The sequence below is a fragment of the Christensenella hongkongensis genome (genome assembly GCF_000981035.1).
In the GTDB taxonomy this organism is placed as follows: Bacteria; Bacillota; Clostridia; order Christensenellales; family Christensenellaceae; genus Christensenella; species Christensenella hongkongensis.
The window spans coordinates 195,832-218,858 of sequence record NZ_LAYJ01000078.1 but is presented as its reverse complement, the minus strand read 5'-3'; the positions used below and the strand labels follow the sequence as shown (position 1 = coordinate 218,858).

At 49.5% G+C, this 23,027-nt stretch carries 21 protein-coding genes and 1 pseudogene; 21 read left to right on the top strand and 1 reads right to left on the bottom strand.

From position 1 onward, the window contains the following. From CHK_RS16915 to CHK_RS06040, 17 genes and pseudogenes are all read left to right on the top strand, one after another. A pseudogene (locus CHK_RS16915) lies at positions 1–421 on the top strand (hypothetical protein); the annotation flags it as partial. Positions 422–433: 12 nt separating this feature from the next. Next, positions 434–697 carry an RNase P modulator RnpM gene (gene rnpM / locus CHK_RS06115; RefSeq protein WP_052740410.1) on the top strand — a complete coding sequence of 88 codons (264 nt, stop codon included), beginning with the start codon at positions 434–436 and terminating at the stop codon, positions 695–697. Further along, positions 687–1,022 (top strand): L7Ae/L30e/S12e/Gadd45 family ribosomal protein, encoded by a 336-nt coding sequence (locus tag CHK_RS06110; RefSeq protein ID WP_046443125.1) that lies wholly within the window; start codon positions 687–689, stop codon positions 1,020–1,022. The genes rnpM and CHK_RS06110 overlap by 11 nt, the downstream gene beginning before the upstream one ends. A 64-nt stretch (positions 1,023–1,086) precedes the next feature. After that, entirely contained in the window at positions 1,087–3,567 is a 2,481-nt protein-coding gene (gene infB, locus CHK_RS06105) for a translation initiation factor IF-2 (protein ID WP_046443160.1), read from the top strand. Between the two features lie 13 nt (positions 3,568–3,580). Continuing rightward, a complete protein-coding gene (gene rbfA, locus CHK_RS06100; RefSeq protein WP_046443124.1) occupies positions 3,581–3,937 on the top strand; it encodes a 30S ribosome-binding factor RbfA in 357 nt (118 codons plus the stop codon). Next, positions 3,934–4,884 carry a DHH family phosphoesterase gene (locus CHK_RS06095; protein ID WP_046443123.1) on the top strand — a complete coding sequence of 317 codons (951 nt, stop codon included), beginning with the start codon at positions 3,934–3,936 and terminating at the stop codon, positions 4,882–4,884. The genes rbfA and CHK_RS06095 overlap by 4 nt, the downstream gene beginning before the upstream one ends. Then, positions 4,881–5,798 (top strand): tRNA pseudouridine(55) synthase TruB, encoded by a 918-nt coding sequence (truB, locus tag CHK_RS06090; RefSeq protein WP_046443122.1) that lies wholly within the window; start codon positions 4,881–4,883, stop codon positions 5,796–5,798. Before CHK_RS06095 ends, truB begins: the two co-directional genes overlap by 4 nt. Next, entirely contained in the window at positions 5,776–6,696 is a 921-nt protein-coding gene (locus CHK_RS06085; protein WP_046443121.1) for a bifunctional riboflavin kinase/FAD synthetase, read from the top strand. The genes truB and CHK_RS06085 overlap by 23 nt, the downstream gene beginning before the upstream one ends. Positions 6,697–6,787: 91 nt before the next feature. Then, the gene (gene rpsO / locus CHK_RS06080) at positions 6,788–7,051 is read left to right on the top strand and encodes a 30S ribosomal protein S15 (protein ID WP_046443120.1); all 264 of its coding nucleotides are present in this window, start codon (positions 6,788–6,790) and stop codon (positions 7,049–7,051) included. Between the two features lie 243 nt (positions 7,052–7,294). After that, positions 7,295–9,394, top strand: coding sequence for a polyribonucleotide nucleotidyltransferase (locus tag CHK_RS06075; protein WP_046443119.1), 2,100 nt, complete (start codon positions 7,295–7,297; stop codon positions 9,392–9,394). Between the two features lie 200 nt (positions 9,395–9,594). Next, positions 9,595–10,875: a M16 family metallopeptidase gene (locus CHK_RS06070; RefSeq protein WP_052740412.1), complete on the top strand. Its 1,281-nt coding sequence runs from the start codon at positions 9,595–9,597 to the stop codon at positions 10,873–10,875. Between the two features lie 170 nt (positions 10,876–11,045). Beyond that, positions 11,046–13,472: a DNA translocase FtsK gene (locus CHK_RS06065; protein ID WP_046443118.1), complete on the top strand. Its 2,427-nt coding sequence runs from the start codon at positions 11,046–11,048 to the stop codon at positions 13,470–13,472. Between the two features lie 4 nt (positions 13,473–13,476). Further along, positions 13,477–14,802, top strand: a complete 1,326-nt coding sequence (gene rimO, locus CHK_RS06060) for a 30S ribosomal protein S12 methylthiotransferase RimO (RefSeq protein ID WP_052740408.1) — start codon at positions 13,477–13,479, stop codon at positions 14,800–14,802. Further along, positions 14,799–15,341 (top strand): CDP-diacylglycerol--glycerol-3-phosphate 3-phosphatidyltransferase, encoded by a 543-nt coding sequence (gene pgsA, locus CHK_RS06055; RefSeq protein WP_046443117.1) that lies wholly within the window; start codon positions 14,799–14,801, stop codon positions 15,339–15,341. The genes rimO and pgsA overlap by 4 nt, the downstream gene beginning before the upstream one ends. 20 nt (positions 15,342–15,361) lie before the next feature. Then, complete coding sequence (gene recA, locus CHK_RS06050) at positions 15,362–16,441, top strand: recombinase RecA (protein ID WP_276324939.1); 1,080 nt, start codon at positions 15,362–15,364, stop codon at positions 16,439–16,441. A gap of 640 nt (positions 16,442–17,081) precedes the next feature. Beyond that, positions 17,082–17,633: a hypothetical protein gene (locus CHK_RS06045; protein WP_046443116.1), complete on the top strand. Its 552-nt coding sequence runs from the start codon at positions 17,082–17,084 to the stop codon at positions 17,631–17,633. Further along, positions 17,617–18,411, top strand: coding sequence for a TlyA family RNA methyltransferase (locus tag CHK_RS06040; protein WP_046443115.1), 795 nt, complete (start codon positions 17,617–17,619; stop codon positions 18,409–18,411). Before CHK_RS06045 ends, CHK_RS06040 begins: the two co-directional genes overlap by 17 nt. Positions 18,412–18,438: 27 nt before the next feature. On the opposite strand, the gene CHK_RS06035 is transcribed toward CHK_RS06040, so the two are convergent. Beyond that, entirely contained in the window at positions 18,439–19,659 is a 1,221-nt protein-coding gene (locus tag CHK_RS06035) for an AI-2E family transporter (RefSeq protein ID WP_052740406.1), read from the bottom strand. A 368-nt stretch (positions 19,660–20,027) separates the two neighbouring features. Between CHK_RS06035 and gdhA the strand changes: the two genes are divergently transcribed. From gdhA to CHK_RS06015, 4 genes are all read left to right on the top strand, one after another. Further along, on the top strand, positions 20,028–21,362 hold the full coding sequence (gene gdhA, locus CHK_RS06030; RefSeq protein WP_046443114.1) for an NADP-specific glutamate dehydrogenase: 1,335 nt from the start codon (positions 20,028–20,030) through the stop codon (positions 21,360–21,362). A gap of 154 nt (positions 21,363–21,516) precedes the next feature. Continuing rightward, complete coding sequence (locus CHK_RS06025; RefSeq protein WP_046443113.1) at positions 21,517–21,837, top strand: STAS domain-containing protein; 321 nt, start codon at positions 21,517–21,519, stop codon at positions 21,835–21,837. Further along, entirely contained in the window at positions 21,834–22,223 is a 390-nt protein-coding gene (locus CHK_RS06020) for an ATP-binding protein (protein WP_046443112.1), read from the top strand. Before CHK_RS06025 ends, CHK_RS06020 begins: the two co-directional genes overlap by 4 nt. 21 nt (positions 22,224–22,244) lie before the next feature. Continuing rightward, positions 22,245–22,985 (top strand): sigma-70 family RNA polymerase sigma factor, encoded by a 741-nt coding sequence (locus CHK_RS06015; RefSeq protein WP_052740405.1) that lies wholly within the window; start codon positions 22,245–22,247, stop codon positions 22,983–22,985. Positions 22,986–23,027 lie beyond the last annotated feature (42 nt).

Here is a 23,027-nt window from a genome sequence, read left to right as displayed (position 1 = left end):
CGATCACCTTTGCCGCCTTTTCATCTTCGTTGATCTGCACCATGACCACCTTCGCCCGGCGAAGGTGGTCATGGTGCAGATCAACGAAGATGAAAAGGCGGCAAAGGTGATCGTGCCGGATTACCAGCTTTCCCTTGCGATTGGCAAGGAGGGGCAAAACGCCCGTCTGGCTGCAAAGCTTACCGGCTGGAAAATCGACATCAAGAGCCAGTCGCAGATTGAAGAGCAGGTGTTTGGTGAGAAGTTTGCAAACGCGGACACAAGCCTCGATTCCATGGAGAATGAATTTGACGTGATTGACGAGCTGAACGAGGAAGAGGCACAGGAAGAAATCGAAGAGGATATCCTGCTTGACGAGATGGAAGAAACGGGTGCGCCTTCTGAAGATACACCGGCGGAGGAAACCACAGAGCAGGGATAAAGGAGATCGGCCTTGGATAAGAAACAGCCCATACGGATGTGCATTGCCTGCCGCAGCGGCAAGCCGAAAAACGAGCTCATCCGCATCGTGCGCGCAAAGGATACGGGCCTTGCCGTGGATGAAACGGGGAAGGCGCAGGGGCGCGGGTTTTACCTGTGCGCAAATGCCGCCTGTGTGGATAAGGCAAAAAAAATCTTTCCAAAAGTGATGCGTCATGCAATGGATGAAACGCTTTACGAAGAGCTGAAAGGAATCGTGGAAAAGTTTGGAAAATGAAAACTTTTTGAGGTTTCTGGGGCTTGCGGCCCGTGCCGGGAAACTTGTTTATGGAGCACAGGGTGTAGACCAGGCAATCAAAAAAAGAAAAGCAAAGCTGGTTGTGGTGGATGGCGGCGCTTCAGAGAATACAAAAAAAGAAATCAGGGACGCTTGTACGTATTATCATGTTAAGCTGATTATACTTGAAGAAAAGGACGTACTGGGCAGGAGCCTTAACAAACCGAACAATAAAATTATTGGAATCGTGTGTCCACGGTTTGCAAGCAGCGCGTGGGAAAAATATAGCATGAATTCCGGGGGTGAAATCATTGAGCAAAATTAAAATCTTAGAAACAAACAAATCACTTTTAAACAATGCACAAACCATTTTCAACCGTGTTTTGGAAATGCAAACAGAAGCGGATAACCAAATCCGTGATATAAAAGCGATCGAATCGAAAATTCTTGACATTGAAAAAGTCAAGAACGAAAAAGCGCGCGCTCTTTTAGAGCAGCAGCGGGCGGAAGAGGAAGCCAAAAAGGCTGCCGAAGAGGCCCGGATTGCGGCGGAACAGAAAGCAAAGGAAGAGCAGCAGGCAGAAGCGGAAGTACAGGAAGTAAAGCCGGAGCCTGAAAAGGTTCAGGAGCCCGCCCCGCAAAAGCAGGAAGAAAAGCCGCAGGAAAAAGCGCCTGCTCCGCAGATGAGGGAGCAGAAGCCACAGGCACCGCAGCAGGGGCAAAGGCCGGATCAGCGGCAACAGCCAAGAAATGACAGGCCCCAGCAGCAAGGCAGACCGCAGCAGGGGCAAAGGGATCAGCGCCCCCAGCAACAGCAGCGTCCGGCGGCAGGCGGCAACAGGCCGCAGCAGCAAGGCAGGCCGCAAGGCGGGCAGTCCGACAGGCCGGCGGGCGCACAGCCTGCAAAGAAGTTTGCTTCGGTGGCAGGCCCAAAGCAGGGACAGGGTTTCGACCACAACAAGAAGACGAAAAAACAGATGGAAGAGGATCGTGCAAAGCGGCCTAAAATCAAGGAACGCGTCTTTAATATTGACGATGATGATTTCCCGAAGGGTTCCAGAAGATATAAGCATAAAAAGCAGCAACAGCAGCCTAAAACGGTGATCGAGCCGATTAAGATTGAAAAGGCGACGATCACGGAGGAGACGATTTCCGTCAAACTGTTCTCGGAGAAAATAGGCAAACCTGTATCTGAGATTTTGAAAAAGCTTCTTCTTCTGGGAATGATGAGCACGATTAATTCGCAGATCGATTTTGATACGGCACAGCTGATTGCCGACGAGTTTGGCATTGAGCTTGAGCAGAAAATCGCGCAGACAGCTGAAGATATTCTGGTTGAAGAAGAGCCGGATACGGAGGAAAATCTCAAAAAACGCCCGCCGATCGTTACGATCATGGGGCATGTAGACCACGGTAAAACCTCGCTTCTTGACAAGATCAGGCTTGCGAAGGTAACGGAGAGCGAAGCGGGCGGCATCACGCAGCACATCGGCGCATACCAGGTGGAGCTCAATGGCGAAAAGATTACCTTTATCGATACGCCGGGCCATGAGGCGTTTACGGCGATGCGTGCAAGAGGCGCGCAGGTTACGGATATCGCAATCATCGTGGTTGCTGCGGACGACGGCATCATGCCGCAGACAATAGAGGCGATCAACCATGCGAAATCGGCGGACGTGCCGATCATCGTGGCAATCAACAAGATAGACAGGCAAAACGCCAATATCCAGAAGATCATGCAGGAGCTTACAGAGCATAACCTGTTGCCTGAGGAATGGGGCGGCGAGACGATCGTTGTTCCGGTTTCCGCGAAAACGGGCGAGGGTATCGATAAGCTGCTCGAAATGATTCTTCTTGTAGCTGAGGTACAGGAGCTTAAAGCAAACCCTGACCGCCTTGCAAAAGGAACGATTGTGGAAGCGCAGCTTGATAAGGGCAGGGGCCCTGTGGCGACGGTACTGGTGGAAAATGGAACGCTCAAAACGGGCGATACGATTATAGCGGGTACTGCTTACGGCAGGGTTCGTGCAATGGTAAACGACCGTGGACAGACGGTGAGCGAGGCGCTCCCGTCGCAGCCGGTGGAGGTCATCGGTTTTTCGGAGGTGCCGGTGGCAGGCGATATCCTGCACGCAGCTCCTGCGGATAAGCTCTCCAAGCAGGTCGCTGAGGAGCGTAAGGATAAGCAGAAGGCAGAGATGCTCAAGAAGATGTCCAAGGTGTCGCTTGACGACCTGTTCAGCCAGATTGCGGAAGGACAGATTAAGGACCTCAATATTGTGATCAAGGCAGATGTGCAGGGCTCCGTCGAGGCGGTGCGCCAGTCGCTTGAAAAGCTTTCGAACGACGAGGTTCGCGTGCGTGCGATCCACTGCGGCGTCGGGGCAATCACGGAAACGGACGTTATGCTGGCTTCGGCTGCAAACGCGATCATCATTGGCTTTAACGTAAGGCCTGACAACATGGCGAGCGCCGCTGCAGACCGGGAGAAGGTGGATATCCGTTTGTACCGGATTATCTATAAAGCGATCGAGGACATTACGGCTGCCATGAAGGGCATGCTGGAGCCGGAGTTCGAGGAACTTGTGATCGGTCACGCGGAAGTGCGCCAGACGTTCAAGGTGTCGTCTGTGGGAACGATTGCGGGCTGCTATGTAACGGACGGAATGATTCGCAGGAATGCACAGGCGCGTTTGCTTCGTGACAACGTGGTTATATATGAAGGTGAGCTGAGTTCTTTAAAAAGGTTTAAAGACGACGCAAAAGAAGTTGCACAAGGCTATGAGTGCGGACTTTCCCTGGACCGTTACGACGACATCAAGGAAGGCGACGTGGTCGAATGCTTTGAAATGCACGAAATCGCGCGTTAGGAGTTGAAAGAAAATGCCCACAAACAGGTTAAACAGGATCGACGAAGAAGTGAAGCGTGCGCTTGCCGATATCATCAGGAATGATGTCAAGGACGACAGGTTGTCGGCCATGACGAGCGTAACAAAGGTAGATGTAACGCAGGATCTTAAATTTGCCAAGGTATATGTCAGCGTATATGATACGGACAAAAAACGCCAGGCGTCGGTTGACGCGCTCAATCACGGCGCTTCCTTTATCCGGACAAGGCTTGCCAGGGCAGTTGACATCAGACGGGTTCCGGAGCTTACATTTTTACTTGACGACTCAATCGAATACAGCATCAAGATCGCCAAGCTACTTGACGATGTAAAGAATAAGGAAGCAGAATGAAAGACGTAATCAGTTTTATTGACAGCCATCAGAAGTTTGCGGTATTGACACATTTGAATCCGGATGGAGACGCTCTCGGGAGCGCATATGCGCTCGCGAGAGCATTAAATAATCTTGGCAGGAAAGCTGAGGTTATTTTATTATGTGCGCCGCCCGCAAAGTATGATTTCAAACAGTTCAGGCCACTTTTTAAATTACTTGACGACGTCAGTTTTGACGACTATGAAGCGGTATTGACTGTAGACTGTGCGACCAAGCAGCGGCTTTCCGCCGCGCAGGAGCTTTTTGACGCAAAGCCGAACTGCAATATCGACCACCATGTTTCCAATACAAATTACGCGCAGGTCAATTATGTGCAGGATCTTCCGGCGACAGGGGAAATCGTCTACTATCTCGCAAGGGAACTGGGCGCGCCCATCGACGAAACGATCAATATGGCGGTCTATATGGCGATTGCGACGGACACGGGCAATTTTACTTACTCCAACACAAAAAAATCCACGCTGGAATTGTTTTCCTGCCTTGTGAACGACGACCTTCCGCTTGCAAAAATGGCGGACCGGATTTTTAACCGCAGGACACTTGGGGCGACAAAGCTGATCGCGCGCTTTATTGAAAACATCCGTTTCCATTTTGAAGGGCAGCTCGCCGTATCGACAATTATGCTCGATGAAATCGAGGAATGCGGCGCAAAGCTTGAAGACAATGAAATATTGATCGATTATGCGCGGGAAATAGAAGGCGTGGAGATTGCGGCGTTTATCCGGGAGCTGCGGGAAGGCGCATATAAAGTGAGCCTGCGCGCAAACGAATACGCGGACGTGGGAGATATGGCGGCGCGCTTCGGCGGCGGCGGACATGTCAAGGCCGCCGGATGTATGATCAAGGGCGAATTGTACGACGTAATGGACAAAGTTGTGAGTACGGCGAGGGATTATTTGAAGTGAACGGCGTATTCAACATCTTAAAGCCGCCGGCAATGACGTCGAGCGACGTGGTATCGCACCTGCGCAGGATACTGGCAGAGAAGCGGATCGGGCATACCGGAACGCTGGATCCGGGTGCGGCGGGCGTGCTGCCTGTGTGCGTTGGACGCGCGACAAAAATTGCAGACTACATTATGCGCGGGGATAAGGAATATATTGCGGAAATTACATTTGGCGCAGCTACGGATACTCTGGACAGCTACGGCACTCTTACGCAAGAGTGTTCCTGTAAAGTGGACAAGGAGGCGCTTGCGCGGGTGGTACCGCAATTCATCGGCAAACTCAGCCAGACGCCGCCGATGTACTCGGCAGTAAAGCATAACGGTAAAAAGCTGTATGAGCTTGCGCGCAGGGGAATCACAGTAGAAAAACCTCCGCGAGAGGTAAGCGTTTATGAGATAGAGATTCTGGAGGGAGAGTGCAACCGTTTTTTGCTGCGGATTGCATGCTCCAAAGGGACTTATATCCGGACACTGTGTGCGGATATCGGCGTGGCGCTTTCGTGCTGTGCATATACCTCCTTTTTGTTACGCACGAAAACATGCGGCTATGAGGTGCAAAACTCCTATACGCTTGCAGAGATTGAAGAGCTGGCAGAGGGTGGCGAAGCCGAAAGGGCGATGCTGCCAATGGAGGATGCGCTTGGGTTTATGCAACAGATTTGCTGCCCGGGACATTTGTTTCGTTTTTTGACAACGGGAAGGCCCATAGACCTTACAAAGACGGATATCAGGATCGAGCCTGACACAGAATATGCCGTCTATTGCAGGAATGAATTGATTGGAATTGGGAAAAAGGCGGGAAATACGCTTAAAATCGTATCAACGCTGAAGCTATTGGGGGATACATCCAGTGGAACTGTTAACGCAAAATGATCTGCCGCTTCAAAAGCCGACGGCAGTCGCAATCGGCCTGTTCGACGGGATTCACGCGGGCCATAAGGCGCTGATCGACGAAATCGACGCGCACAAGGAGCTTATGTCGGTGGTTTACACCTTCGATACAAAGCCCAGTCACGCGGCTTATAAAAACATTTACACAGTAAAAGAAAAAATCGATATTTTTGAGTGCATGGGTGTGGAAGCGCTCTATATGCAGCCGTTTACAGAGGAGTTCTCCAAGCTGACAAAGGAGGAGTTCCTGCAGAGGCTGGTAAACGACTTCTGCGCGAGACACATTACGGTCGGCTTTGATTTCCGCTTTGGGAAAAATGCGGAAGGGGACGCCGCTTTTTTACGTGCGAATGCCGATCGATATGGATATACGGTCTCGATTATCCCTGAGGTTGGGTGCGAAGAAGGCAAGGTGAGCAGTACGCTGATCCGGGCGCATATTGAGCGTGGCGAAATGGAGCAGACTGCGCGGCTTCTGGATCGTTTTTACTTTATTGACGGCAGGATCGAAAAGGGGAAAAAGCTTGGCTCTGCGATCGGGTTTCCGACAGCCAATATGTCTACTGAAAAGCTGCTGCCAAGATATGGCGTATATGCTACGATTGTACAAATCGACGGCAAGTGCTATCCGGCGGTTACCAACGTGGGTGTGAAGCCAACCGTAACGGACGAGGGAATACCAAATATAGAGACCTTTATTTTTGATTTTTCCGGGGACGTATACGACGAAAAAATGCGCGTGAATTTTGTTTCGTTTATCCGCGGGGAAAAGGCTTTTGCAAACGTAGAGGAACTCAGTGCGGAAATCGCCCGCAATGCGGATACGGCAAGGGAGATGCTTTCCGATTTATCTGTTTACAAAAAATATCTTTTGTGCTAGAATATTTAACATATGATTACCGGATGCTCTGATGTGCGACAACTCCGACGGCACCATAGCATAACGGGTTTTCAACAAATGGAGGTAAAAAATGGACAAGACAGTAAAAACAGAAATTATTCAGAAGTATGCCCAGAAGGAAGGGGATACGGGAAGCCCGGAAGTACAGATCGCGCTTCTTACTTACAGGATCAATCACCTGAACGAGCATTTGAAGGAATTCAAAAAGGATTCGCACTCAAGACGCGGATTGCTCAAAATGGTTGGTAAAAGGAGAGGCCTGCTCAACTATCTCAAAGAAAAGGATATCGAGAGATACAGAGCGCTTATCAGCAGCCTTAACTTAAGAAAATAACAGACATGATGGGGAGCGGGATTTTCTCGCTCTTTATTACGTTTTGTAAAAGCCGCGAAGCGGTTTTTACAAAACGTATCAAGACACCGCCGAGCGCAATGTGCGAGGCAGCGTGGCTTATTACGCAGTGAACGTATTGGGCAGATCAGCGTGCTGTGACGCCAGATGGTGCCTGTGGGCACACCCAAGGCATTGGCCAAAGGGGACCGAACCAAAGATGAAACAATAATGTAGGAGGAAACTATGCAAAATAAGGTATATGAAATGGAACTGGGCGGCCGGACTCTCACGGTGGAGAGCGGTAAATACGCCTTCCAGGCAGACGGAAGCGTCATCGTAAGATGCGGCGACACGGCTGTCATGGTAAATGCGACAGGCTCAAAAACGGAAAGGGAAGGCATCGATTTTTTCCCGCTGAGTGTGGAATATGAAGAAAAAATGTATTCTGCAGGCAAAATACCAGGCGGTTACATTAAACGCGAGGGAAGGCCGGCAACTTCGGCAATATTGGCGGCACGCCTGATCGACAGGCCGATTCGCCCGTTGTTCCCAAAGGGTTATTATAAGGATGTGCAGATTGTTGCGACGGTAATGTCTATTGATCCCGACGTTTCGCCGGAGGTCTTTGCAATGATCGGTTCTTCCGCGGCACTGAGCATCTCAGGACTTCCGTTTGCAGGTCCTACGGGTTCCGTACTTGTCGGTATGATTGACGGAGAATACATCATCAATCCGAACAGCGAGCAGCGTGAAAAGAGCAGGCTCCACCTTACGGTTTCAGGAACCAAGGACGCTGTGATGATGGTGGAAGCAGGTGCGAATGAAGTATCCGAGCAGGAAATGCTCGACGCGATTCTGTTTGCACATGAGGAAATCAAACGCATCTGCGCGTTCATTGAAAATATCAAAAACGAGATCGGTAAGCCGGAAAAGGAAGTTACGATTCACAAAGCTTCGGACGAAATCAACGATGCAGTGCGCGAATATGCTGCTGATAAGGTGGTTTGGAGCGTGGATACGTTTGACAGGGACGAACGCGAGGCGCGTCAGGAACAGGTAAAGCAGGAAGTGATCGAGCATTTTGCCGAGCAGTTCCCGGATGGCGCGGCAGACATTGCGGACGTGCTTTATTACATGACAAAAGAAGTAATTCGCGGTAAGATTTTGAACGACGGTATTCGTCCGGATGGCAGGGGCTACGAAGATATTCGCCCGATCTGGTGCGAAACGGGAATTTTCCCAAGAACGCATGGCAGCGCGGTATTTACGCGTGGACTGACACAGGCGATGAACCTTGTAACGCTGGGCGCCCTTCGCGAGGGGCAGAACCTCGACGGTATTTCTGATGAGGATTTCAAGCGCTATATGCACCATTACAATATGCCGCCGTATTCAACGGGCGAAGCAAAGATGATGCGCAGCACGTCGCGCCGCGAGATCGGCCATGGCGCGCTTGCAGAGCGTGCGATTTTGCCGATGCTTCCTTCAGAAGCAGAGTTCCCGTACGCAATCCGTGCGGTATCTGAGGTCATCAGCTCCAACGGCTCCACATCGCAGGCAAGCGTGTGTGCAAGCTCGCTGGCGCTTATGGATGCAGGCGTTCCGATGAAAAAACCGGTTGCCGGCTGCGCGATGGGATTGATCAAAGACGTTGATAGCGGTAAGGTAGTCGTACTGACTGATATTCAGGGACTGGAAGACTTCCTTGGCGATATGGACTTTAAGGTTGCGGGTACCAAGGACGGTATCACGGCAATCCAGATGGATATTAAAATCAAGGGGATCGACAAGGAAATTCTGGAGCGCGCCCTTGCTCAGGCGCTCAGGGGAAGACTGTATATCCTCGATAAGATGAACGAAGTGCTGCCGGAACCGCGTAAGCATCTTTCACCTTTTGCACCGAAGATCATCCAGTTTACGATTCATCCGGATAAAATCCGCGAGGTCATTGGCGCAGGCGGAAAGGTGATCAACAAAATCATCGACGATACCGGTGTTAAAATCGATATCGAGGACGACGGACGCGTTTCTATCCTGACGCCCGACGACGTGGCTGCTGCAAAAGCGCGTAAGATCATCGAGACGATTGCCAAGGATGTAAAGGTGGGCGAGGTGTTCAACGGAAAGGTAACGCGCATCATGAATTTTGGAGCGTTTGTAGAGCTTGCTCCGGGCAAGGAAGGAATGTGCAGGATTTCCAACCTTTCAAATGAATTCGTGAAAAAGGTGGAGGACGTTTGCAATATCGGCGACGAGCTGCTTGTAAAGGTAGTGGAGATCGATAAGCAGGGCAGGATCAACCTGACGCATAAAGGCGTAAAAGCGGAAGACCTCGAAAGCTAAGGGACTGACGCTTTGCGTAAAGCAAATCACAGTAAATAACCAAAATGCCGCAAGGGCCTGTCCGAACATAGATTTGGCCGCCGCGGCATTTTCCGGTTGCAAGGCTATTTTAATGTACATGGATTCGTATCCTGATCGATGCCCGCTTTATTGCAGGCGCGGGGCAGGATTTGGTACGGTTAGCCGGAAAGGATATTGATATGGATCAAACATTTGTGGATGAAATGCTGGAATGCGGCGTTCGCCTGATCGGCGAAAGGCTTCCGAATTTTCATTCCGTTACGGCAGGAATCTGGGTTGGCGCAGGTTCGGTCACAGAGACAAAAGAAGAAAACGGTATCTCGCACCTCATCGAGCATATGCTTTTCAAAGGGACGGAAAAGCGCAGCGCAAAGCAGATATCTGTGGATGTGGACAACATTGGCGGACAGATCAATGCGTTTACATCAAAGGAGTGCACCTGCTATTACATTAAGGTAATCGACGAGAAGCTCGGCGAGGGCCTTGAAATCCTGACGGATTTGTTCTGCAACGCCACGCTTCTGCCAGAAGAGCTCGATAAGGAGCGGAATGTGGTGCTGGAAGAAATCGCCATGAGCAACGATAATCCGGAAGACGCTGCAATGGATCTCATATCCAGCACGTACTTTGACGGATGCTCGCTTTCCAAAACGATTTTAGGGCCTGCGGAAAATATCCGCAGATTTACACGCGACGACCTCAAAAGCTATATGGACCGGTACTATACGGCCTCGAATATTGTGGTCGCCGTTGCGGGAAACTTTGACGTAGACAAGCTGCGGGATTGCCTGAACAGCCTGTTTGTGAGCATGAACAGGAAGAAGCTGCAGATACCCGAGTTTGCGGATTGCAATGGTTTTGCTCCCCGCAAGGACGGATTCGAGGTTTCGGACAGGGATATCGAGCAGGTACACCTTTGCATGGGCATGCCCTGCTTCGACCAGAAGGACAAGCGGAAATATGCGCTCAATATCCTCAACAACGTTGTCGGAGGCTCCATGAGCTCGCGCCTGTTCCAGAAGATTCGTGAGGAAATGGGCATGGCGTATTCTGTTTTTACCTATCCGGCGCTTTATTCAAGCACCGGCATGTACGGCGTATATGCCGGAACGATGGCGGGAAATACGGAGCAGGTTGCGGAGATGATCGTTGCGGAGCTGAAGAAGATTAAGGAAAATGGTATTACTGAGGAAGAATTCGCCCAGAGCAGAGAGCAGCTCAAGGGGAACCTGATCCTGTCGCTCGAAAGTACATCCTCCAAAATGAGTGCGATCGGCAAGGCTATGATCCTGACAGGCAACGTTTACTCTGACGAGGAAGTATTACGCTTCATTGACGAGGTGCGTTACGGGCAGATGAGGGAAGTGATCGATTACTGTATCGATCTTGACCGCCTGACGACAACCTGCGTGGGAAAAATAAATGATCAGGGCATGATGAAAAAAATCTTGTTCGGTTAGGTGCTGGTAGCAGTTTTATCGAAAAGGGAAAAGGGCGCCGCTCGGAATAAGCTCCGGCGGCGTTTGTGGCTTGATATGTAAAGACACAGTACACAGGATAATGGATTGAAAATAATTCAGTTTGGTGCTATAATAATTAAGATTGCATACATCTATTTTGAGGAGTATTCATGGCGACGGCACGCAAGAAGAAAAGACGGAAAAAGAATAGCAACAAGCGCAATGAAATAGCGGGCATTATTATTATAGGGCTTGCTATCTTTATTGCAATCACAATTTATATGAGTATAGACAGCGTTTTTGGCAATTTGATAAAAGACGTTGTTTTTGGTTTGTGCGGAATTCTGGGATATGTCGTTCCCGTGATAATCGGTATCATCGGGGTGTTGTTCATTGCATCGCGCAAAAAAAACACCAATGCGGGAAAGCTCGTGCTTTTGGGGCTTGCCGTATTGTTTGTGTTCTCACTCGTAAACCTTTCGGTTGCGGGGGACGTATATGTTGCGGGCAGCGATTTTGGAACGTTTGTAAAGGGCTCTTACGGCGCAGGCATGCAGACGCAGGCGGGCGGGGGAGCGATCGGTGCGCTGCTTTCTTTCTGGACCTACAGCTTTTTGGGGGAAATTGGAAGCTACATCGTATTTATCACAGGGATTGCGGTGTGTATCCTTGCGCTCACGAACCTCTCGATCAAAAAAGTAAGCGCGAATATTGGCAGCGCGGTCAAAACGACGTACGACGGATACCGCACGCGGGCGGAAGCGCGCCGCGAGCAAAAGCGGCTCTATATAGAGAGCCTTGATCTTGAAAAAGAAGCTGCGATACGCGCGCAGCAGGAAGAAGCAATGCGCCTGCGCCAGCAGGAGGAAAACGAATTTAATATGATTGTGGAGGAGCCGGGGGATTTTGCCAGGCCGGATATGGTCTATGAGCAGGAACCGGACGAGGATGAATTTGCGGATTACGATCCGGAGGAGTACAGGAAGGTGTTTTCGGATACGGATATCCAGTTTGACGACGACGTGCCAAGCGCGCCGCAGAGCAGGCGGAAGATAGATGTTTCGAAAATCACGGCGCGGCAGCCTGCGGTGCAGGAAACCGCTGTGAGCCAGCAAACCGCTCCGTTTGTGCCGGTGGGCGCTGCGTCGAAAGCGGCAAGCTACGTAAAACCGCCGCTGAATCTGCTTAATCCTGTGCCCAAAGGGGCGAAGGCTTCTTCTGCGGACCTTAAAAAGAATGTGGAAATACTCGAAAGCACGCTTGCAAGCTTTCATGTGGATGCGAAGGTTGTCAATGTAAGCCGGGGGCCGGTGGTCACGCGTTACGAGGTGCAGCCGGCGCCGGGTGTGAAGGTGAGCAAGATCGTAAACCTTGCCGACGATATCGCAATGAATCTTGCGGCCAGAGACGTGCGTATTGAAGCGCCTGTGCCGGGCAAACCCGTTGTAGGGATTGAGATACCGAATCTGGAGACGAGCTCGGTGGGGCTTAGAGAGCTGCTATCGGGGGAAGAGTTCAAAAACCAGAAAAGCCCGATCGCATTTGCGCTTGGCAAAGATATTGGCGGCGCGAATGTATATGCGGATATTGCAAAGATGCCGCATATGCTGATTGCGGGAGCGACAGGCTCAGGAAAGAGCGTTTGTATCAATTCGCTAATTGTAAGCATCCTTTACCATGCCTCGCCGGAGGACGTAAAGATGATTATGATCGATCCAAAGGTGGTCGAGCTGAACGTATTCAACGACATCCCGCACTTGCTGATTCCGGTTGTAACGGATCCGAAAAAAGCTTCGTCTGCCATCAACTGGGCAGTCAATGAAATGACGATGCGCTACCGCCAGTTTGCGGCAAAGGGCGCAAAGGACCTGAAAAAGTACAACGAGATCATGCGGGAAGAGCAGCAGGATGCCCTGCCGCATATTTTGGTGATTATCGACGAGCTTGCCGACCTTATGATGGTTGCGCCCGGTGAAGTGGAGGACGCGATTTGCAGAATCGCGCAGCTTGGACGCGCGAGCGGCATCCATCTTGTGATTGCAACGCAGCGCCCGTCAGTGGATGTTATTACAGGCATTATCAAAGCGAATATTCCTTCGCGTGTGGCGTTTGCAGTATCCTCACAGGTGGATTCGCGGACGATTCTGGATATGGCCGGGGCAGAGAAGCTGCTGGGGCAGGGTGATATGCTGTTCTATCCATCCGGCGCGCCAAAGCCGGTGCGTTTGCAGGGCTGTTTCATTTCCGATAAGGAAGTGGAAGCTGTTACCAAGTTTTTAAAGGACCGCATGGCGGCCAGTTATGATACCAGGGTAATCGAAGGGATTGCAAAGGAAGGAACAAATCCGATTGCGGGACAGGAAGAGACGGATGAATTGTTCATAAAGGCCCTGGAAACTATTGTGGAGTACGATCAGGCGTCTACCTCGATGCTGCAACGCAGGCTGCGGATCGGCTATGCCCGTGCGGCGCGGCTGATTGACCAGCTCGAGGAAAACGGTTATGTTTCACCCATGGACGGAAGCAAGGGAAGGCAGGTACTGATCAGCAAAGAGGAACTCCAGCAAAAGTTGAACCCACCGCAGGAAGAGGAATAGAAAAATGACTGTGAAAATTGGCGTGATATCGCTTGGGTGTGCAAAAAACAGGATTGACACGGAAGAAATGCTCGCGCAGTTGCAGGATGATTATGAATTTGTGCAGGATATGGCAGAAGCGGACATTATGCTGATTAATACCTGTGCGTTTATCAACGATGCAAAAGAAGAATCGATTAACACGATTCTGGAAGCGGAGCAGCAAAAGAAGTTTGGCAAGGTGCGTGGTATTATCGTAACAGGCTGCCTGCCGGAGCGGTTCCGTGACGAATTGAAAGAAACGCTGCCAAGGGTGGACGCTTTTCTGGGAACGTCGGCGTATAAAGAAATCAAAGATGCAATCAATGCCGTTGCCCTTGGAAACAAGTATGAAAGCTACCCGGACCACACGCTTGACGAACATTTTTCCGGCAGGGTGATTACTACAATGCCCCCGACCGCTTACGTTAAGATTGCGGATGGCTGTGATAACTGCTGCAGCTATTGTGTGATTCCTTCCATACGTGGGAGGTTTCAAAGCCGCAGGGCGGAGGATATCCTTGCAGAGATAGCATCCCTTGCAGAGCAGGGCTATAACGAAATTATCCTGATTGCACAGGATACGACGGGTTATGGAAAGGACCTTGCGGAGGATGTCAATCTTGCAAAGCTGATGGATCGGGCGGCCCAGGTTCCTGGCGTGAAGTGGCTCAGGGTGCTTTACAGCTATCCTGACGGCATTACGGACGAGCTGCTGTCTGTAATGTGCAGCCATGATAACATTGTGAAATATCTTGATATTCCAATTCAGCACACAGACAATGTAATTTTAAAACAAATGAACCGGAAAAACACGTGGGAATCCACACAGGAAGTGATTGAAAAGGTGCGGAAGGCCTCGCCGGATTTTGTGATTCGTTCCACTGTGATCGTAGGTTTCCCGGGCGAGGAACGGGAAAATGTGATACACTTGTATCAGGATCTGAAGAAATTCCAGCTCGACCATTTGGGCGTGTTCTCCTATTCGCAGGAAGAAGGCACAAAAGCTGCGGAAATGCCCGGGCAGATCGACGAGGAGGAAAAGGAATTCAGGCGGGATTCGGTGCTCAATACGCAGTCGTCGATTTCGCTCGATAGAAACCAGGCGCGAGTCGGCAGGGTTTATGAGGTTTTGATCGAAGGAAAAGACGAGCATTCAGGCCTGTACTATGGGCGGTCTTATGCCGAAGCGCCTGAGGTGGATGGAAAGATATTTATCAAAACGGAAGAAACGCTTGAAGCGGGACAATATTATAAGGTAAAAATAACCATGGCATACAGCTATGATTGTACGGGAGAGCTAATAAAATGAAGTGGAACGCACCAAATGTACTGACCTTGTTTCGAATGATATTGATTCCATTTTTTATATTATTTTATTTCACGGATTTACCTGATTGGAACATCTATGCTGCTATAATATTTATTGTAGCGTCAATTACGGATTGGCTGGACGGCTTTCTGGCACGCAGGAATAACCAGGTCACCAATTTTGGGAAACTGTGGGATCCGATTGCGGATAAGCTTCTTGTGCTGGCGGCGTTACTGTTGCTGATGGCATGGGGGAAAGTCGGTTTTATCGCGGTTCTGATCCTGGAGGCAAGGGAGCTGATTATCGGGGGAGTACGTTCGCTCGCCGCGTCAAAGGGAGTGGTGATCGCAGCGGATATGTCCGGCAAGATCAAAACAGTGGTGCAGTTTGTGGCGATCATACTGTTGCTCCTGAACGATTGGCCGTTTATGGGGCTGCCGGTTTCAGTCGGAGGAATATTGATTTGGGTGAGCGTTGCTCTCTCGATTTATTCCTGTATCGCATATTTTGTGAAGAACCGGGAAACGCTTACAGATTAGGAAAGTAGAGAGGGAAAAGCATGGCAGATATAAAAGACAAAGGCATGAGCAACAAAGAAAAGGCACTCGACGGCGCATTGGCGCAGATTGAGAAGCAGTTTGGCAAGGGCGCAGTGATGAAGCTGGGCGAGGCTGCCAAAAATATGAATATCGAAATTATCCCAACGGGATGCCTGGAGCTTGACGTTGCGCTTGGAATAGGCGGAGTGCCGCGTGGAAGGATTGTTGAGGTATACGGGCCGGAATCTTCCGGTAAAACAACTGTGGCGCTGCACATGATCGCAGAGGCACAGAAGCGCGGCGGCGCGGCGGCGTTTATCGATGCGGAGCACGCGCTTGATCCAGTGTATGCCAAAAATCTTGGGGTGGATATCGACAACCTGTATGTTTCCCAGCCGAGCACGGGTGAGGAAGCCCTCGAAATCGCAGATATGCTTACGCGCAGCGGCGCGATCGATATTGTGGTCGTAGACTCTGTCGCGGCTCTGGTACCAAAATCGGAGATCGAAGGCCTGATGGGCGATTCGTCTGTCGGCGTGCAGGCAAGGCTGATGTCCCAGGCACTGAGAAAGCTCGCAGGAGCGATCAATAAGACAAACACCGTGGTGGTTTTTATCAACCAGCTGCGTGAAAAGATCGGCGTGATGTTTGGTTCGCCGGAAACGACGACTGGAGGTAAGGCGCTCAAGTTCTATGCGTCTGTACGCCTTGACGTGCGCCGGATCGAGACGATCAAGGTCGGGGACCAGATGATCGGCAACCGTACCAGAATCAAGGTTGTGAAAAACAAAGTGGCTCCGCCGTTCAAAATGGCGGAATTCGAGATTTATTACGGCGAAGGGATCAGCGAACCGGCGAGTGTCCTTAATCTCGGGACGCAGCTTGGGCTTATCGTGAAATCGGGCGCGTGGTTCTCCTACAAAGGCGAGCACATTGGTCAGGGAAGAGATAATTCGCGCCAATACCTGATGGCGAATCCAGAGATACTGGAGGAAGTAAAGCAGGAGATTTTAAAGACATACCGTTTGGGCGAATACAGGGATTATGAAGAAGAGCCGGAAACAGCGGAAGACACCGCAGAGCCCGTTCCGGAAAAATAAGCAAAACAGGTGGTGCAGTATTCTAGTCGGTACTGCCGATTTCGAAGACGGGCCTAAAAATCCGTTATAGGGCACATCGATGAAGTTTCTGGTGTTGGCTGCTGACGCCCCGTCGGGAGCTGATGCTGGGAGTTAAGAAAGAAGGGCGATCCATAAGGGCATATGGGCGTTGACCCAGCTTTCGCGGAGACCTGTTGCGGTGGTGGTATCTAACCCATTACTGGACAGGGTAAAAACCTGCTATGCGGTACTAAGCTGTGTACAGAGTAGCCTGCCTTGAGTTGGCATGGTGGAAATGCGGGATAATTGGCGAATCATTTGCAGCGTACGGGCAATGGTGAGCAGGACTGTAAAAAACCATGCTGGCAAAAGAGACTAGAAATTGGATTTGTGCTGTCGAGGAAAGCTCCTAGACTGTATTGAGGCAATAAGGGGATTATAGTGTGGTTTGAACAGGCAATCCGGTCGTGCAAGCGGTAACGCTGCACCTGGGCCTTTGATGGGAAACCGCTTCTATCGGCGACGGGAAGCAGGCCCAGGGGAAATCCTACCGGACCATATACTGCAAGGTCTACCCTTATTGCCACCACCTTTTTATAAAAATAGCCGCAGCTTGATCAGGAAAGCTGCGTGGAGAAGCATGAAAGTTATTAAATATTGGACGATCAAGATATTCTTTATTACGTTATTTATTTCCGCAGGCGTATCGGTGGCTGCGGAATATTTTATTTCAAACCTTTCCCTGATTGCGTCCGTCGGAATACTGATTGGGCTGATTGCGATTGGCGTGTTGTTTGACATTGTTGGCGTGGCGTTCGCAAGCTGCGACCAGGCGCCGTTTATTGCGATGTCGGCAAAAAAGAACCAAAAGGCGCATTATGCGCTTAAGATGCTTAAAAATGCGGATGTTGTATCGAATTTTTGTAACGACGTAATCGGCGATATCTGCGGGATCGTCAGCGGCGCTGCTGGCGCGGCGATTACGCTCAAGGCGCTGGTGTTCAACTTTCCTTTTCCGGATATGGCAATTTCCATCGCGATATCTGCGCTGATTGCCGCGGTTACCGTTGCGGGCAAGGCATGGGGGAAGACGATTGCCATGAAGCGAAATAAAGATATTGTGCTTGCGATTGGATCGGTCGCAACCTTTTTCAGCCGTGGCGGGAGGAAAACGAATGAAAAAGAGAATTGACGTGCTGCTCGCGGAAAAAGGGCTCGCAAAAAGCAGGGAGAAAGCGAAAGCGTTGATCATTGCGGGCGAGGTCTTTGTGGGGGGAAAACCCGTGAAAGGGCCTTCCGAAGCCTATGAAGAGGATGCGGAGATCAAAATCCGGCAGGACAGCTGTCCGTATGTCAGCCGCGGCGGCCTGAAGCTTGAAAAAGCGGTAAAGGCTTTCGTATTAGACTTACACGGGAAGGTGTGCATGGATATCGGCGCGTCCACCGGTGGATTTACAGATTGTATGCTGAAAAATGGCGCTTCCTACGTTTATGCGGTGGATGTAGGTTACGGACAATTTGACTGGGGCCTTCGTAACGACAGCCGCGTTAAATTGATGGAGCGGACCAACGCGCGTTACCTTGAAAAGCAGGAACGCCCGGTAGACTTCGTCAGCGTAGATGTGTCGTTTATTTCACTTGGATTGATATTCCCCGCAATCAGCCGTGTGTGCGCGCAGGACGCGCAGGTTGTAACGCTCATCAAGCCGCAGTTTGAAGCGGGCAGGGAACATATAGGGAAAAAAGGCGTCGTGCGCGACGCGCAGGTTCATAAAGACGTGATTGCAAGGTCAGTCGAAATGGCTGCGGGAAACGGCTTCTTTCTTTATGGCCTCACATATTCACCGGTAAAAGGACCAAACGGAAATATCGAATATTTAGCGTACTATAAAACATACAGGGAAGATGCTCTTGAAACGGAACCGCTAACCGGGCAGGTTGTGGACGCCGCGCATTTTGAAATGGATTGAAGAGCCAAATACAATAAAAACAACTTGCTAATTGCCGGCAGGTTTCCGCTTGCCTTTTTTCTTTGGCGAAGATGTAAATGGATCCTTGGGGTACAAATAGCGTTCCCTGGGGATTCCTTTTTTTTCAAGTGAATTATTGATTGCGGCCGTGATGAGCGAATAGATAATTGTGAATACCGGAACGCCCAGCAGCATTCCCCAGAAGCCAAAAAGCCCGCCAAATAAAATCAGGGAAAACAACACCCAGAATGCGGACATCCCAATGTTAAGCCCAACAATTTTTGGCATGACTATATTTCCGTCAATTTGTTGCAGAATCAGTATGAAAATGACAAATGCAAGAGCATACCACGGATCGACGATCAGCAATATGATAGCGCTGGGTATCGCGCCCAAAAACGGGCCAAAAAATGGAATAATGTTGGTACAGCCAATGATGACTGCGATAAGAAGCGCATAAGGGAACTGGCAGATCGTCATAAAAATAAAGGTTGTAATTCCTACGAAGGCCGCATCAATAAGGGTTCCGTTGATGAAGCCTAAAAACACATTGTTGGAGTAATGAATGACGTCCAGGAATTTTTCAGCAAAGTGTCTGGAAAACAACGCATAGGTCAGCTTTTTTCCCTGACGCCGGAATTTTTCCCTCGCAAAAATCACATAGATACTGACGATCATTCCTACAAAAAAATTGAAAAGGCCGGTGCCTACGCTCGAAATAAATACGGGAAGGCTGGATATCAGCTTGTCAAAAAATGCGGAAATATCCAGGAAAGTAGCGCGAAGCGCGTCCAGATGTTCCGCTATTTGCGGCGTATAGATATTCCAGGATTGAAGCAGTCCAACGACTGAGTTCTGAAGCGAATCGAGGTAGTGGGGAATATTATTAAACAGCATGGTAATACTGTCAATAAGCTGTGGTATGATGAAGTATACGAGCAATGCGAAAATAACAAATACGATCAATATGATCGTGACGATAGAAAGGCTGCGCCTGAGCCGCGGATGCGGTTTTTTTCGTTCCACAAATCCAAACCAGTGTTTTTCAGCGAAACGGCAGGGCCGTACCAACAGGTACGCGATACAAAAGCCTGTAATAAAAGGCGCAAGGATTGAAAAAAGCGCCGCGATCGCCGTACCGAAAAAGGTAATGTTCAGAAAAAACAGCACGATCAGCGTAATGACCGTAGCGACGATGATGGTATAGACTGCGATTGTCGTATATTTTTTGTTCCATTCAACTTTCATGCAATATGCTCCCTGAGAATGATACTTTCATTATACAGGAAGCGAAGGAAGATGCACAGAAAAAGATTTGAAGAAAAACAAAAGCAACACTTTAAACGATAGTGCTGCCTCTGCAATGTATTGGTCCCCACCAATATAACAATTTTATGGATATATTGTATCAAAAGGTGTGAAATTAATCAAGTTTGTTTCAAAAAATGGAACGGCAAGCAATGAAATGAAAGAGAAATAATAAAAAATTGCAAAAACTTTCAAAATTATCGCCAAAAAACACTACAAAAACCTTGTTTTTGAATTTTAATACTGATATAATGTCATTATGAATTTAAAAGAGAACTAATTTTTAGCGAAGTCTTGGAGGTTTTCAAATGTCTTATGTAAAAAATGTTTTAGAACAGGTAAAAGAGAAAAACCAAAGCCAGCCTGAATTCATACAGGCCGTGTCGGAAGTTCTTCCCACACTGGAACCGGTATTTACAAAGCATCCGGAATATGAGAAGGCTGCTTTGCTTGAACGGCTTGTAGAGCCGGAACGTGTCGTGATGTTCCGTGTGCCGTGGGTAGATGATAAAGGAAACGTACAGGTAAACCGCGGAATGCGTGTTCAGTACAACAGCGCGATTGGGCCGTATAAAGGCGGCCTCAGGCTGCATCCTTCCGTGAACCTCGGTATCATCAAATTTTTAGGATTTGAACAGGTGTTTAAAAACAGCCTTACGGGAACGCCGATCGGCGGCGGAAAAGGCGGAAGCGACTTTGATCCGAAGGGCAAAAGCGATAACGAAGTGATGCGTTTCTGCCAGGCGTTTATGTCTGAGCTGTATCGCCACATCGGCCCGGATACAGACGTTCCGGCAGGCGATATCGGCGTAGGCGCAAGGGAAATTGGTTATCTGTTCGGAATGTACAAAAAGCTTACGAACCAGTATTGCGGTATCCTGACAGGCAAAGGGCTTGAGTATGGCGGAAGTCTTGCGCGTAAGGAAGCGACGGGTTATGGGCTCATATACTTCATGAAGGAAGTAATTGAAGCAAAAGGCAAATCCTTCAAAGATGCGACAGTCGTTATTTCCGGCTCGGGCAACGTTGCAATTTATGCGACGGAAAAGGCGCAGGAATACGGCGCAAAGGTAGTTGCGCTTTCCGACTCCAATGGATATATTTACGATCCGGACGGCATCAAGCTCGATATCGTCAAGGACATCAAGGAAGTACGCCGCGGCAGGATTAAGGAATATGCGGATACGGTAAAAGGCGCGGAATACCACGAAGGCTGCAGCGGCATCTGGACGATCAAATGCGATATCGCCCTTCCGTGTGCAACGCAGAACGAGCTGAATGAAGAATCGGCAAAAGTACTTGTAAAGAACGGCGTATATGCAGTTGGCGAGGGCGCAAATATGCCTACGACAATCGAAGGAACGGGTGTGTTCCAGTCCTCCGGCGTATTGTTTGCTCCGGGTAAGGCTGCGAATGCGGGCGGCGTTGCAACATCGGCGCTTGAAATGTCACAGAACAGCCTGAGACTGCCCTGGACGTTTGAAGAAGTAGACCAGAAGCTGCACCAGATCATGATCAACATCTATAAACAGTGCGAGCAGGCTTGCAAAGAATATGGCTGCGAGGATAACTTTGTTGCAGGTGCGAATATTGCGGGCTTTACAAAGGTCGCAAGCGCTATGATGGCGCAGGGGATTGTTTAATCAGAGACGATAAAAACTCCATAGAATCGAAAAAGGCGGCAGGAAATTTCAGTTCCTCCCGCTTTTTTCGTTTAATGAAAAACTGATTTGTTTATAAATGTAGCGGAGTTATTTTGCTCAAATTTCAATAAAAATTTTTTGGAGGTGTTTCGTTTTGGAAATACAGGTAACTTATGACGCGCGCGACAATAAAATATTGGCGCAGATGGAGGGGGATCTTGACCTCAACAGTGTCAATGAATTCAAGCGTGTGATGGATGAGGCGATCAGTACAAATAAAACAGACGTATCGGTGGACTGTGCGGAGCTTCGTTACATTGATTCCACGGGGCTTGGCGTATTGGTCAGTATCCTGAAAAAGGTGAAGGAATACGGCGGTAAAATGCAGATTTTGGAATTGAAGCCATATTTGTTTAAAATATTCGACGTAACGGGCCTTACGAATGTTTTTGAAATTGAGGTGGCCGAACAATGAGTGAAGTGATAAAGATGCAATTCCCCGCGAAGAGGGAATATATTAAGGCAATACGTCTTGCCGTATCGGGGATCGCCTGTAATATCGATTACAATATAGATGAGATTGAAGACCTCAAAGCTTGCGTTGCAGAAGCCTGTATTTTGTTTCTGTGCAGGCAGGCAAGCGATGGGCTTGAGATTACGCTTGGCTGCGACGATGCGATTCGTGTGAGCGTACGCGGAACAGGGAATATGAAGATGTGTGAGGAATGCACGGATTGTACCGGGTTTTCTGAGGAAATCAGCCGCCTTATGATTGAATCGTTGAGCGACGATGCAGATTTCCATGAAGAAAACGGTGTTTTGCAGGAAGTGACTTTTTCAAAGAAGCCCATGGTTCAATAATACAGAAACGAGGAATTTGCAGTGGCAGATTATGCAAAAATGGACAGCGACGAGCTGTTTAAATTATATGTGGTGGATCATGACGTCGACTTGAGGAACCTGCTTATCGAGCGCTATCTTTATATTGCAGAGATCGCCGCAAAGAAGTTTGCGGGGCGCGGCGTGGATTATGAGGACCTGTACCAGGTGGCGAGTCTCGCGCTTGTCAAGGCAATCGAACGGTTTGAGCCGGAACGCGGAATCAAATTTTCCAGTTATGCGACGCCTTCCCTGATCGGCGAGATCAAAAACTATTTCAGGGATTCGTCACGTGTGATGCGTCTTCCGCGACGCGATACGGAGCAGCTTAAAAAGATCAAGCTTTATACCCAGGAATATATGGCGCAGAATGGCAGGAAGCCTTCGCCAAAGGAGATTGCCGCAGAGCTTGAGATATCGGTGGAGCGTGTGCTCGAGGTTTTGGAAATGCAGCAGGCGGATAACATGCTGTCTCTGGACAGCGCGCTTGCAGACAGCGAAAACTTTTCACTGGGCAACGTCCTTGGCCAGGAAGACGCAAGCTTTGAGCATGTCGAGAATCACGATTTTATCACTTACTGTATGAGCCTTTTGAACGATACGGAGAAAAAAATTATCGAAGAACGCTACCTCAGGAATAAGACGCAAAAGCAGGTTGCCGATATTCTTAACGTATCGCAGATGCAGGTGTCGCGTATGGAGCGCAAGATATTAGGCAAGCTTGCGATGGTCTATAAAAAGTAAAACATGGCAGCCTGACAGGAATGATGTTTTGGCGGTTACGCC